Raw genomic sequence first — 13772 nt, forward strand, 5'->3', positions numbered from 1 at the left:
ACGAGGCTTTCATGGCGCTCCATCTTTTTCACTTCCCCGGCGCCTGCTCGCGCGTCACCATGAATGCGCTTGAAGAGGCTGGCCTCGACTATAGGGATGAGGCCGTCAATCTGCGAACCGGGCAACAACAATCTGAACGCTTTTTGCGCGTCAACCCGAAAGGCAAAGTGCCGGCGTTGGTTGTTGGCGATGTCGCCATCACGGAAAACCCGGCGATCCTTACCTATCTTCACCAGACCTGCCCTGCCGCCGGTCTGCTGCCGACCGCCTCATCGCAGCTCGCCGCCGCCAGGAGTCTTTCGGACATGTTGTGGTGTAGCGCCACCTTGCATATCGCAGTCCGCCAGATCATGCGGCCCGACAGCTTTACGACGGATGCCGATGCAATTGAGGGCGTGCGCAAAGCCGGCGTCGCAACATATGAAAAAGCTGCAAGCGTCATGAATGATCAGTTCACGCAGCAAGAATGGTGGTTCGGCGCTGACTGGTCGATACTCGATGTCTATATCTATTGGACCTATTCCACCGCCGGAAAAGGCGGATTTCCGATTGGCGATTTCCCGGCGATTATCGAGCATGCCCGGCGCGTGCAGGCGCGTCCTTCTTTCCGGCGCGCCCATGCGCGCGAAGCCAAGGCGGCGGCGGAGGCAGGACTGGCGGAGGATTTTGCGCGCGCCGACAACCAATTTGGATAGAAACTGGCAATTCAGGTAGACTGGCAATTCAAATAGACGCTGGCCGCGATTAGCGGCGAAACTCCCGCACCAGACCAAGCTCCATGCGCATGCCGATGGCGAGCGCATCGCGCGCTAGCGGATCGAGTCCCGGATTGACGACATATTGGACATTCGGCTGTATCGCGAACCAGTCGGTCAGCGGCGCGCGATAGCTCGCTTCAAAAACTGTTTCGTGACCGGCGAGTCCTTCATTCGCCTGAAGGAATTCCTTTGACGCGCCGGCATAGGCGACCGCGAAACCGATTTGGTCTTCACCCGCGGATCGAAACACGCCCTGATAGACCAGGCCCGCAGCGTAAAAGCTGGAAAAATCATTGACCTTTCCATTCGCCCATCCTGCGCGGACAAAGCCTGACAATTGCCCCGGCCCTTCCTTGCGCTCAAAGATGACGCTCTCGCCGCGCAGATATGCGCCATAGCTCTCGCCCTCACCGGCGCCGTCATGACGGGTGAAAGAAGATGTGTAGCGCCAATAGCCGCCAAGGGCGCGAATGGCACCGCGCGTGAATTCGGCTTCCGTCACCAACAACGCGCCGTCGCGCCCGCTTAAATTGACTGTCGTTTTTTTCAGACTGTCCGGATCGCCGGGAACGCCATCAAGCACCGCCGTTCGAAGCGTCAGCCGGTCACTGACTTCATATTCCAGCCGCAAGGCAAGCGAGGTCAGCGGAAAGATGGACGGCCCGGCCTGTCCCGATTGTGAAAAATCGACGCCAATGCCATGGGCGCTGCCGATAAAAAATGACGATGTCTCAAGCGCATCAAATTCGGAATTCAAATCGTAAAGTCCAAACCGCGCGGACAAGCGCCCGCCGCCGGGCCGGTGCTCCACCCATGCTTCATACAGGCGGAACGCCTCCACCGGCGCTTCGATATTGCTGATGGTCATGACGTCGCCGACAATGTCGTCGGAAAATGCGGCGCCATTATTGTAAAGACCATAGACCGACAGGGTGGTGTTTCGCGCGCCAATCAAGCGTTCGAGGTCAGCGTTGATGATGATGTCCGCATTGTCGAGATAGCGCACGCCCTTGCCGCCATCGCCCGCCGCCAAATTCCAGACTTCTGCTGTGTATGCCGCCTCTAAAACGATTGGCGCGTCATCTTCCCCATCTTCAAAGCCTTGGGCGAAGCCTTCGTGCGGCAACACGCCCGCGAGGGCAAATGCGCAAAAGTTTTTCACATGCGCCGGGAGCGCAGGCTCGGAATGTTTTCGGAAGCATCTCATGCGAACAATGCAGCGCCTTACTTCGACGCCGCGCCGGTCGTTTCCAGATATGTCAAAACGGAAAAGACATGCGCCTTTACACCGACAGCGAGCACCGCCTCGTCAATGTCGAATTCCGGCGTATGATTGCCCTGCGCTGCTTCATAGGTGGTGAAATCCGGCGTCGATCCCAAAATGTAATACGCGCCGGGGATTTGCTCTGCAAAAAACGAAAAATCCTCTGCGGCTGAGCGACGCGTGGCGTCAGTGTCTACGCCCGGCGCCCCGGCCGCGGCGCGCATGCCCGGCAGGATACGCGCAACAAGCGCGGCGTCATTAACGGTTGCGGGCGTATGATCCGTATAGCGCACTTCGGCGCTCGCTCCGTATGATTGCGCCAGCGCCGCGACAGCGCCTTCGATTTTGAGCTGCACCGCCTGCAACCGATCCGGGCTGTAGGTACGGATCGTCCCGGAAAGCGTTGCTTCGGAGGGAATGATGTTCCGACGGTTGCCCGCATTAAGCGCGCCGATCGAAACGATTGTCGGCTCTTCAAGGACATTGACCGTGCGCGCGGATATTCGCGTCATCGCTTTGACGATGTCGGCGCTCAGCTCAACAATATCCGTGCCTTGCCATGGCTTGGCGGCGTGCGAGCCTTCGCCTTTCAGCGTGATGTCGAGCCCCGTCGATCCGGCCAGAAACCCTTTCGGGCGAATATTGATCAGTCCGACCGGCCCCGGCTCCACATGCAGCGCAAACATTGCTTCCGGTTCCAGCTTCTCAAACACGCCTTCCGCCAACATGCGCGCCGCGCCGCCCGTTTCACCCGGCGGCGCGCCTTCTTCGGCAGGCTGGAAGACGAACATGATCGTCCCGGCGATATCGTCTTTCATGCCCGCCAGCACGCTCGCAGCGCCCATCAGGATCGCCGTATGCGCGTCATGCCCGCAAGCATGCATCACCGGTACGGTTTCGCCCGCATATTTGCTCTTCGCTTTCGAGGCGAAGGAAAGGCCCGTGGCTTCCTTGATCGGCAGCGCGTCCATATCCGCACGCAAGGCGATCACCGGCCCCGGCTTGCCGCCCCGCAAGACGCCGACGACGCCGGTCTTTGCAATTCCGGTTTCGACATCGAAACCCAGCGACTTCAGATGTTTCGCAACCAGTTTCGCGGTTCGATATTCTTCATTGCTGAGTTCGGGATGCTCATGAATATCGCGCCGCCATGCTATGACCTGGCTTTCGACAGACGCTACAGACTGTTCAATAGCGGCGACATCGGCCGCGTCCGCTGTTGTCGAGACAATAATCGCCGCGAGCGACGCCATACCCAGTCTAAATTTCATCGGCCCTACTCCCGCTCAACATGCATCCACAAAATTTTACGTTCCCGCCTGCGCGGACGGCTTCAATCTTTTTTGGCGCACCGTGCGCGTCACCCACATCACAATGCCGGTTACACCGAACAACAAGGGCAGAAAGCCGCTGATGAAGACGATCAGCTTCCACAGGAAGCCCCATGAGCCGCCCAGATGTATCTGCTCCATTTCTTCCGCCGCAATATCCGCAACGCTCGGCGTGTCTTCATGATGCAGGCGCGATACGGCGCCGGTCTCATCATTGACTGCGTAGCGCGCCAAACAATGCGGCTCGGCCTCGCATGCAAGATGCACCGACCACACCCTGGAGGCTTCCAGCGGCATCGCCATAAACACCAGACGACCGCCATCGCCAGCCTCGCGCGCCAGTCGCACGGCGTCATCTGCGCTGAGGGAAGACGTTTTCATCGGTGGTGACGCGGGCGGGCCCTCCATATGGCTGCGCCCGGAATCGCCCGAGGCGGTTTCACCCGCCAGAAACGCCACCGGCGCGCCAAGAGAATTCGGAAAGACAATCCATGCGCCCGTAAAGGCGACAATGGTGAGCGGTATCGCACTCCAGATGCCGGCGTAAAAATGCAGATTGGTGTTTACGCCCGGACCGCGCCGCCATCGCATGCCTTTGAGGAAACCGCCATTGCGCGGCCACCAGATCCAGATGCCGGTCAGCGCAGAGAATGTCAGGATGAAACCCAAAGCCCCCACCAGCGGCCTGCCGATTCCGGCGCCGCCAAATGTCCGTGCAGCGCATGCATGTACCACATGCCGTCAGGCGCGAGCCCCCATTGCGCAACCGGCGCCGCCGTCGCCGGGTCAAGCCAGACGCGGTGACGCGCCGGCGGCCCGACGCGTTTCACCGGATGGGGCATGCCGCCGACCAGCACGCCCTGCCCCGCATATTCGGGCATTCGCAGCGCCGTCACCTGGTCGCCGTCCGGCATTCGCGTCAACGCGCCGGCGATATAATCCGTAACCGGGCGCTCTTCAAATTCCTGCGCAACCTTGTAACGGTTCGGATGGAAAAACTCTTCTGTCGCTTCCGGCCACACCAGAGCAGAACCGGTCAGCCCCAGAACAATGAGCGGAATGAACAAAGTGATGCCGAGCCAGCGATGGGTCACGATCCACAACTGACGCAATTGCTGCATTCTGGTTTTGCTTCGACTAGTTTTTGCTTTCACGGTCCCGCTCCGCCTTTGATGCGCCGCCCACATACCAGTCATCCGGCGAAGTTTCGTGCACCAGGACACGGATCGTCTCTATCGGCGCACCCAATGTCTCGCACACGGCTTCGCTAACGCGTCGCACCATGCGGTTTTTCTTTTCCTCGGAGCGCCCTTCCAGAATATGCACATGAATGATCGGCATCAGGCGCGCACCTTGAAGCCCGCAGCGCCGAGCCTTTCCACTTCAAGAGAGACGACATCGCCCGGCTCCAGCGCGAAGGCCGCTGTCGCGCCGCCCGCCATGATGATGGAGCCCGCATCCAGATCGACCTCATCACCGGCAAGGCGCGCGGCGGCGGCGAGCGAACGCAAGGGATTGCCGAGAATCGCCGCGCTCGACCCGCATTCCTGACCGCGCCCATGGACGGTCATGATCATGCCGAGATTGGACAGATCGAAATCCGGTTTGCGCCAGGCGCCGACAACAAAGCCCGAAGAACTGCTATTGTCGGCGACAACGTCGGTCAGCGAAAATTTGAAATTGCGGTAGCGCGAATCGATGATTTCCAGCGCGGGCGCCGCCGCTTCCACCGCCGCAGTCGCCTGCGCAAGGCTTACCTTGCCCTTCAGCGGCGCTTTCAGCAGAAACGCGATCTCCGGCTCTACCCTTGGATGCACAAAACTGGCGCGATCGACTTCGCCGCCATCCTCCACGATCATGGCGTCAGTCAAGCGCCCCCAGATCATGTCATGGACGCCCATCTGCTCCATCTTCGCGCGGCTGGTGAAACCCATTTTCACGCCGACGATTTTTTCACCGCGCGCCTGACGCAATGCGATGCTGGCGCGCTGAATGTCATAGGCGTCTTCGAGCGTCAGCTCTTCCTCGGCGGAAATTTGCGGCGTCGCAGTCGCTTCCGCCGCCGCCCGGTCTAATGTCTGCGCAAGCCGGTCAATGCGATCACTCACGACGCAGCCTCATTTCTTTCTGCAAATCAAGCGCTACATCTACAATCATGTCTTCCTGACCGCCGACCATGCGGCGTTCTCCCAATTCGATAAGTATGTCGCGCACATCGATGCCGAAGCGTTCAGAAGCGCTCTCTGCATGACGCAGGAAACTGGAATAAACGCCGGCATAACCGAGCGATAATGTTTCGCGATCAACGCGCACCGGCCGGTCCTGCAATGGCCGAACCAGTTCTTCCGCCGCGTCCATCAGCTTGAAGAGATCGCAACCATGATCGAGGCCCATGCGGTCGGCGGCGGCGATGAAAACCTCCAGCGGCGCGTTGCCGGCGCCGGCGCCCATGCCGGCCAGCGATGCATCAACCCGGATCGCGCCGCACTCCACCGCCACCAGAGAATTGGCGACGCCGAGTGAAAGGTTGTGATGCGCATGAATGCCGATTTCCGTTTCCTCGCGAAGCGCGCCGCGAAGCGCGCAGACGCGCTCTTCTGCGGTCTTCATGGTCAGCGCGCCGCCGGAATCGGTGACATAAACGCAATGGGCGCCATAGGACTCCATCAGCTTCGCCTGTTCAGCGAGCTTATCGGGCGGCGACATATGCGACATCATCAGAAAACCCGCGACATCAAGGCCGAACTCGCGCGCTTTTTCGATGTGCTGTTTCGAAATATCCGCTTCAGTGCAATGGGTCGCGATGCGCACGGACTGAACACCGGCGTCCGCCGCCGCTTTCAGATCCTCGATTGTTCCGATGCCGGGAAGCAACAAGGTCGTCAGTTTCGCATGTTTAACCGCCTCGCGCGCCGCAGAAATCCATTCGAGATCGCCATGCTTGCCGAAACCGTAATTGAAGCTGCCGCCGGAAAGCCCGTCGCCATGAGCAATTTCAATGGCGTCGACTTTCGCAGCATCCAGCGCCGCGGCGATCGCAATCACATGATCGACGCCATATTGATGGCGGATGGCGTGCATCCCGTCGCGCAGGGTGACGTCTTGTATGTAAAGCTTTGTCATGATGCGTCCGCCAATTGCACGCCGCGCGTCGCCACCCGCTCGCCGACCGCGAGCGCCGCCGATGTCATAATGTCGAGATTGCCGGCATATTTCGGCAGATAATCCCCCGCCCCTTCCACTTCGAGAAAGACGGAAACTTTTAATCCCGACGCCATTTCGCCATTTGGCAGGCGGAGCCGCGCATTGTGACCAATCTTTTCAAACTGGACATCCTGCTTCATGCGGTAACCGGGAACATATTTCTGCACCTCCGCCACCATCGACTTGATCGACTGGCGCACCGCCTCTTCATCATCGGTCGCCGCAAGGCAATAAACCGTGTCGCGCATTAGCAGGGCGGCTCCGCGGGATTGAGAACAATGATCGCCTTGCCCTGTTTGGCGCCGCCCACCGCTTCTATGCCGCGCGACGTCGTCTGCGTGAATTCGTCTATATTGGCGCGCGTGCCGGGGCCGGCTGAACGCGAAGAAATCGAAGCGACAATCTCTGCATATTCAACATCCGCAACGCGCGAGACCGCCGCGACAATGGGAATCGTCGCCTGACCGCCGCAGGTGACCATGTTCACATTTTGCGCATCGGTCATGGAGTCAAAATTCACGGCCGGCACCACATAAGGTCCGAGCGCCGCAGGCGTCAGGTCGATGACCTGCTTGCCGTCATCCTTCAGCACCGGCGCATGGGCAAGATGCGCCTTGGCGGAAGTCGCATCAAAGACAACGCTGATATCAGCGTATTCCTTCATGCGGCGCAGCCCATCAAGACCCTCATGGGTGGTTGCGACGCCAAGCTTTTTCGCCCGCGCCAGCCCGTCAGATTCCGGATCGATGCCAACCATGGCGGCGAGCTGCAGCACGCCGTCACTGCGATGCAGCTTCATCATCAGGTCCACCCCGATATTGCCAGAACCGATGATCGCGGCCTTCACGCCCATTGCACTACTCTTTCGAAAAGTTCGCTGTTACGGCGCCAAGGCCGCTGATCCGCGCCCGAAAACTGTCGCCGGCTTCTGCCGCCGCCATCGGGCCGAGCGCGCCGGACAACACGATGTCGCCTTCGCTCAACGGCGTTTCGAGATCGACAAGCTTTTGCGCCAGCCACTGAACCGCATTCAACGGATTGCCAAGACAAGCGCCCCCGCACCCAAACGAAACCGGCTCGCCGTTTCTTTCCATCACCGCGCCGCACAGACGAAGATCGAGATCGTGAATTTTCTTCGGCGCACCGCCCAACACAAAAAGCCCGGAAGACGCATTATCTGCGATGGTGTCGTAGATCGAAATTTTCCAGTCGCGCACGCGACTGTCGACGATTTCTATCGCCGGCAACGCATAGGCGATCGCGCTGACGACATCCGCCAAAGTCGGATTTTTCTTGTCGATGGGTTTTTCCAGCACAAAAGCGATTTCAGCTTCCGCTTTCGGTTGGATAAGGCGGTTCATTGGCGCCGCGTCGCCATCTGCGACAGACATATCAGCGAACAAGCAACCAAAATCCGGCTGATCAACACCAAGCTGGCGCTGCACTGCAATCGATGTCAGTCCGATTTTGCGGCCGACAATCCGGCGGCCTTCTGCGACGCCCCGCTTTGTCAGTTCATGCTGAACCCCATAGGCGCCATCAAGACCCAGGGATTCAATGGATGGCCGCACCGGATCACAAGGAACACCCGTGCGGAGCGCTTCAGCGATCTTGTCCGCTGCATCCATGATCAACGCGTCTGTCATTACTCAGCTTTCTTCGGTCGCAACGATCTGCGATTTGCAGTCTGCGCCGCATTTATCCGTCATAGTTTGACGCAAATATTTTTCAGCTCGGAATAGAATTCGAGACCATGGACGCCGCCTTCGCGGCCAATGCCCGATCGTTTCGATCCGCCAAACGCCGTGCGCAGATCGCGCAAGAACCAGGAATTGACCCAGACCACGCCCGCATCAAGACGCGCCGCAACTTTGTGCGCTGTTGAAATATCCTGCGACCACAAGGACGCGGCGAGCCCGTAGGGCGTGTCATTCGCTTTTGTGACCGCCTCTTCGACATCATCAAATGGCGCAAGGTGACAACACGGACCGAAAATTTCATCGTTCAACACTGAGGAGCTGTCCGGCAGCCCCTTCCAGATCGTCGGTTCGATCCAGTAGCCTTTCGAGAAAGCGGCTTCTGTTTCCGGCACTCCGCCGCCGCATATGATTTCAGCGCCGTCCTTCACCGCAGCCTGGTAATAACCCAATACTTTCCGGCGATGTTCGTCGCTGATCAACGGACCGAGCGATGTGGTTTTCGCAAAAGGGTCGCCAACCTGCATGGCGCGCGCCCGTGCGGCCAATCGGTCCGCGAAATCATCAAACACCTCGCGCGCCACATAGATGCGCTCAGTACCAAGACAAACCTGCCCGGCATTCATAAACGCCGCGCGCGCGATCCCGTCTGCCGCCTTGTCGAGATCAGCGTCCTTGCAGATAATCGCCGCATTTTTCCCGCCGAGCTCTAATGACACCGGGCGAACGCCTTTCGCCGCCGCTCTGGCGATGATTTCTCCCGTGACGGTCTCGCCGGTAAAGGTGATGCCGTCAATGTCGGGATGGGTGGACAGGAATTCCCCCGCGCTATCAGGCCCTAAACCGTTGACGACGTTGAACACGCCGGGCGGCACGCCGGCCGCATTCATGACTTCGCCCAAAAGGGTCGCCGTCGACGGCGTTTCTTCCGATGGCTTGACGACAACCGTATTCCCGCAGGCCAGCGCCGGCGCGATCTTCCAGGTTGTCAGCAAAAGCGGCAAATTCCACGGGCTGATAATAGCGATAACGCCCCGTGGGCGGCGCACCGTATAATTGACTGCACCTTCGCCATCCGGCGTCGCCATTTCAAAAGCTTCTGTCGGCACGCCATAGATGAGATCAGCGAAGACATTAAAATTGGCGGCGCCGCGCGGAATATCGAGATGCGAGGCAAGCGTGATGGGCTTTCCCGTATCCAGTATTTCCGCTTGCAGAAAATCGTCCTGCCGCTTGGTGATTTCTTCGGCGATGCGGCGCAGAACGCCAACCCGTTCCTGTACGGATATTTTCGCCCAGGGCCCGCGCAGCGCTTGCCGCGCTGAGGCGACGGCCTGGTCGACCTCGTCGCGGGTGGCGCTCGCGACATATTTGATCACTTCGCCGGTTGCGGGATTTATTTTTTCAAAAAAATCGCCAGCGCCGCGCACATAGGAGCCGCCTATGAAATGACCGATCGTAGACTCTGATTTCGTCAAAATTTGCGGAGACGAGACGCTCATTGATGGTTTCCTGCCCGTAAAGTCGAGATCGCCAAGCGGCTTGTGACCGCGCTCATTGGCTAGACTGTAATGCGTAAAATTTCGAAATTCAATACACGCAGGATGCTATGGCGCCGATTCTCCGCGACTTTTTCGGCCTCAATCGGCGGCAAATGGATACAATTTCGAAACTTTTTCTTGACATGCCCCAACGCCGCCCCGGAAGCTAAGCGCCTAAATTCAAGCCTCTCGGGGCTCAAACCAAGTGACCATTAATATGAGTGACAGTGACCGCGCCCGTCTTATCCGCATCGCCTCCCGCGCGCTCGGGCGTCACGGCCTCGCCCATGCCTATGGGCATGTCACGATCAGGATCGACGATGAGTTGATGCTCGCCTCTCCGGGCAAGCCGCTCGGCCTGACGCAACCGGACGACAAGTGCATAGAAGTTCCCATCAACGGGCCGTTTCCCGATGGGCTGCTCGGCGAGCTGCGCATCCACCGCGAAATCTACAAACGGCGCCCCAACGTCAATGCGATTATCCGGTGCCAACCGCCAAAGACGATCAGCCTCTCCGCATTAGGGATGACGCCGACGCCGCGGCATGGTTTTGGCGCGTATTTTTGGCCAAAGCCGCCTTTCTGGAGCGATCCGCAATTGCTCCGCAGCGATGAAAGCGCAGAGAAGCTGGCGCGCCTGCTTGGCCGTCATCACGCAATCGTCATGCGCGGCAATGGCGCCGTCATCACCGGCAAAAACATAGAGCAAGCCCTCACCCTGACCTGGTATCTTGAAGACGCTGCGCGCGTGGAGCTTGATTGCCTCGCCGCGCGCCCGGATGGCGGCGCGCCATTGCTGACTGAACAGGATTGCGCCCATCGCGCGGTCTATTCTGGCCAGATCCTGGAACGGATGTGGGACTATCTGACCGCCGGCGATCCGGAAAATTCGTAATCTTTTTCTTTCCGCACGCCTCACTGCCGGGTATTACAAACCTATCTCGACAGCAAAGTAAGATCTGTTATGGCCAAAAAACCTGGCGCAACAAAAAAGAAGACCGCAAAGCAAAGCTCAGTCGTGACGCCAATACAATCGCAAGGACGCACTCTTGCAAATGAAACTTACTCGCAATTGAGAGAAGATATTCTTGGCGGCAAATATCCCCCCAACAGCAAGCTGAAACTCGAAGGTCTTCTTGAGGCCTATGATGTGGGCATGTCGCCATTGCGCGAAGCATTGTCCCGGCTTGTCGGCGATATGCTGGTGGTGACCGAAGGCCAGCGCGGCTTTTGGGTAGCCCCGCTTTCCCTTGCAGATCTTGATGACGTGACGCGCATACGCGGCTTGCTGGAAACACAGGCGCTCGCGCTTTCCATTCAAAATGGCGACAAGGAATGGGAAAACGCCGTAACGGACTCCTACGAAAAACTGTCCGCCGTTGAAAACAGCCTGCCGGAATCGCCGGAAGATATTTCGCCGAACCTTTCCCGGCAGTGGGAGCAGTGCAATCGCGATTTCCACTCTGTGCTTGTTTCCGCCTGCAACTCGCCATGGCTGATCCGGTTGCGCAATCTTCTCTATCAGCAATCCGAACGCTACCGGCGCGTGTCCTTGCGTGAATCGCGCGGCCATCGCGATATTCAGGACGAACATAGAGGCATCTATAACGCGGTCATCAAACGCAACACGCTAAAGGCGTGCGATATGATCGAGCATCATTTGCAGCAGACTGCGGACGAAGTGCGGCGCGCGATCATAGAAAAGTCCGACCTGGAAAACGCCGTGCAAAGCCCCGCCCCGCCCCGCAAGCGCGCACGGCAACGATAAAATTTCGAAATTTTCTTGACAGGCCCGGAGCGCAGCGCGTTAAGTCGCAATGCGCCAATCACTCACGGGCTATCTCATGCGTTGCAAAACCTCCTGTTTTCCCGCCTTTTTTGCTGTTTTTCTCAGCCTCGCTATAGCCTCCTGCGGGCAAGAGCCGAGCAAAAGCGCGGCGGCGCCCACTGCAACACCGGCTCCCGCGCCCGCGGCGATGCAAGAGGATGCGGATTGGCCGCTGCATGGCCGCACAAGCGATGAAAGCCGTTATTCACCGCTGGATGCGATCAACAAAGACAATGTCGCGCGATTGGGGCTCGCCTGGGAGTATGACGCCTTCCTGGTGCGCGGGCGCACCCATCGCGGCGTAGAGGCGACACCGCTCATCCGTGGACGAACCATGTACTTCACCGGCCCATGGAGTGTTGTCTATGCCGCTGACGCCGTCACCGGCGAAGAAAAATGGGTTTACGATCCGGAAGTGGACGGCGCATGGGCGCGGCGCGCTTGCTGTGACGCGGTCAATCGCGGCGCAGCCCTGAAAGACAGCGCCGTTTTCGTCGGCACGCTCGATGGTTACCTCGTCTCGCTTGATGCGGAAACCGGCGAAGAGAACTGGAAAGTCGACACGCTGACAGACAGAGGACTTCCCTACACGATCACCGGCGCGCCGCGCATCGCCGGCGACCTTGTCGTCATCGGCAATGGCGGCGCAGAGCTCGGCGTGCGCGGTTATGTGAGCGCCTATCACGCAGATAGCGGCGCATTGGCCTGGCGCTTTTTCACTGTTCCGGGCGCCGGCCCTGATGAACATGAAGAAATAACCCGAGCGCGCGAAAGCTGGGGGCCTGAAACCCGTTTCGATCTGGGCGGCGGCGGCACGGTCTGGGACTCCATGACCTATGACGAAGAAACCGGCATGTTGTTTGTCGGCGTCGGCAATGGATCGCCATGGCCGAAATGGACCCGCGATCCCGGCGGCGGCGATAATCTTTATCTGTCTTCAATCCTCGCGATCGACGCGCAGACCGGCGCGCTGAAATGGCATTACCAGACGACGCCGGGCGACAGTTGGGACTACACCGCCACACAGAACATCATTCTCGCTGAACTTGAAATTGATGGCGCGCCCAGAAAAATCCTGATGCAGGCGCCGAAAAACGGATTCTTTTATGTGCTCGACAGGCTAACCGGCGAACTTCTGTCTGCGGAAAACTACACGCCGGTCACCTGGGCTGAAAAAATCGACCTTGAAACAGGACGGCCGGTGATCTCGCCATCCGCCCTTTATGAAAATGACGCACGCATTGTCTGGCCCGGCACGCCCGGCGGACATAACTGGCAGCCCATGGCGTTCAGCGAGCTAACAGGGCTTGTCTATATACCGGTGCTGGAGATGCCGCAAAAATTCAGCCTGCAGACCGATACGGCGGCGCTCGCGAACACGATCAATACAAAAGCGGATGTGAAGGCGCCGCCCTATGTAGAAAATGATCCCGCCCTGCCTGCTGGCGCGCCAGTCCCGGCCATGCGCTCTTACTTGAAAGCATGGGACCCGGTCGCGCAGAAAACAGTCTGGCGCAGCGACAATCTGGGCTGGTGGTCCGGCGGCGCGCTGGCGACCGGCGGCGGGTTGGTCGTTCAGGGCGCCTCGGACGGCTTCTTGCGAATATTCGACGCCGCGAATGGCGATGTGCTCCATGAGATTGACCTTGGCACTGGCGTGATGGCCGCGCCGGTCACCTATATGATCGACGGCGTCCAATATATCGCAGTCGCGGCGGGCTATGGCGGCGCGCAAAATGGACGTTTTCTGCCAGGCATGGCGGCGCGCGACCGGCTGAACCATGAACGACTGCTGGTCTTCAAGCTCGATGGCGGCGAAGTGGAAAAACCACCCTTGCGCGAAGCGGTCACTCAATTTCCGCTCTATACGGACGAGACAGCCGCGCCGGAAACCATCGCGCTCGGTTTGCAACGATATCGCCAATATTGCGGCCGGTGCCATGCGCCGATGGGCGCGCCAAACGGCTATCCCGATCTCTGGAATCTGCCGCCCTCCACCCATGACGCCTTCCAGCAAATTGTCGGCGACGGCGCCCTCTCTTACGGCGGCATGGCGGGATTTGGAGACGCCTTGAGCGAAGACGACATCAATGCCATTCAGGCGTTCATTATCGATTCGCAGCGCAAGCTGCATGAAACGGAGAAATAA

General features: G+C 59.0%; 11 protein-coding genes and 2 pseudogenes. 4 read left to right on the forward strand and 9 right to left on the reverse strand.

The genetic code is table 11. The features are described from left to right. The first annotated feature begins 11 nt into the window (after window positions 1–11). Window positions 12–695 carry a glutathione S-transferase family protein gene (locus tag AC0L8G_RS00070; protein ID WP_473385955.1) on the forward strand — a complete coding sequence of 228 codons (684 nt, stop codon included), beginning with the start codon at window positions 12–14 and terminating at the stop codon, window positions 693–695. Between the two features lie 49 nt (window positions 696–744). Here AC0L8G_RS00070 and AC0L8G_RS00075 read toward each other — a convergent pair whose 3' ends face one another. The 9 genes and pseudogenes from AC0L8G_RS00075 to AC0L8G_RS00115 form a co-directional block, all read right to left on the reverse strand. Further along, window positions 745–1920 (reverse strand): carbohydrate porin, encoded by a 1176-nt coding sequence (locus AC0L8G_RS00075; protein ID WP_473385956.1) that lies wholly within the window; start codon window positions 1918–1920, stop codon window positions 745–747. A gap of 62 nt (window positions 1921–1982) precedes the next feature. Beyond that, entirely contained in the window at window positions 1983–3293 is a 1311-nt protein-coding gene (locus AC0L8G_RS00080) for an amidohydrolase (RefSeq protein WP_473385957.1), read from the reverse strand. Window positions 3294–3329: 36 nt separating this feature from the next. Then, window positions 3330–4549: pseudogene (locus tag AC0L8G_RS00085) on the reverse strand (PepSY-associated TM helix domain-containing protein). Next, on the reverse strand, window positions 4491–4694 hold the full coding sequence (locus AC0L8G_RS00090) for a 2-hydroxymuconate tautomerase (RefSeq protein WP_473385958.1): 204 nt from the start codon (window positions 4692–4694) through the stop codon (window positions 4491–4493). The pseudogene AC0L8G_RS00085 and the gene AC0L8G_RS00090 overlap by 59 nt, the downstream one beginning before the upstream one ends. Further along, complete coding sequence (locus tag AC0L8G_RS00095) at window positions 4694–5461, reverse strand: 2-keto-4-pentenoate hydratase (protein ID WP_473385959.1); 768 nt, start codon at window positions 5459–5461, stop codon at window positions 4694–4696. The genes AC0L8G_RS00090 and AC0L8G_RS00095 overlap by 1 nt, the downstream gene beginning before the upstream one ends. Next, window positions 5454–6476, reverse strand: coding sequence for a 4-hydroxy-2-oxovalerate aldolase (gene dmpG, locus AC0L8G_RS00100; RefSeq protein ID WP_473385960.1), 1023 nt, complete (start codon window positions 6474–6476; stop codon window positions 5454–5456). The genes AC0L8G_RS00095 and dmpG overlap by 8 nt, the downstream gene beginning before the upstream one ends. Next, window positions 6473–7410, reverse strand: a pseudogene (locus tag AC0L8G_RS00105) (acetaldehyde dehydrogenase (acetylating)). Before AC0L8G_RS00105 ends, dmpG begins: the two are co-directional and overlap by 4 nt. A gap of 4 nt (window positions 7411–7414) precedes the next feature. After that, complete coding sequence (locus AC0L8G_RS00110; RefSeq protein ID WP_473385961.1) at window positions 7415–8203, reverse strand: 2-keto-4-pentenoate hydratase; 789 nt, start codon at window positions 8201–8203, stop codon at window positions 7415–7417. 59 nt (window positions 8204–8262) lie between these two features. Continuing rightward, window positions 8263–9756, reverse strand: a complete 1494-nt coding sequence (locus AC0L8G_RS00115; protein WP_473385962.1) for a 2-hydroxymuconic semialdehyde dehydrogenase — start codon at window positions 9754–9756, stop codon at window positions 8263–8265. Between the two features lie 256 nt (window positions 9757–10012). Between AC0L8G_RS00115 and AC0L8G_RS00120 the strand changes: the two genes are divergently transcribed. The 3 genes from AC0L8G_RS00120 to AC0L8G_RS00130 all read left to right on the forward strand — a co-directional run bounded on the left by AC0L8G_RS00120 (window position 10013) and on the right by AC0L8G_RS00130 (window position 13772). Continuing rightward, complete coding sequence (locus tag AC0L8G_RS00120; RefSeq protein WP_473385963.1) at window positions 10013–10690, forward strand: class II aldolase/adducin family protein; 678 nt, start codon at window positions 10013–10015, stop codon at window positions 10688–10690. Window positions 10691–10759: 69 nt separating this feature from the next. Next, the gene (locus AC0L8G_RS00125; protein WP_473385964.1) at window positions 10760–11563 is read left to right on the forward strand and encodes a GntR family transcriptional regulator; all 804 of its coding nucleotides are present in this window, start codon (window positions 10760–10762) and stop codon (window positions 11561–11563) included. 208 nt (window positions 11564–11771) lie between these two features. Beyond that, window positions 11772–13772 (forward strand): PQQ-dependent dehydrogenase, methanol/ethanol family, encoded by a 2001-nt coding sequence (locus AC0L8G_RS00130; RefSeq protein ID WP_473385965.1) that lies wholly within the window; start codon window positions 11772–11774, stop codon window positions 13770–13772.

The organism is Hyphococcus sp. D3-15, assembly GCF_055809375.1.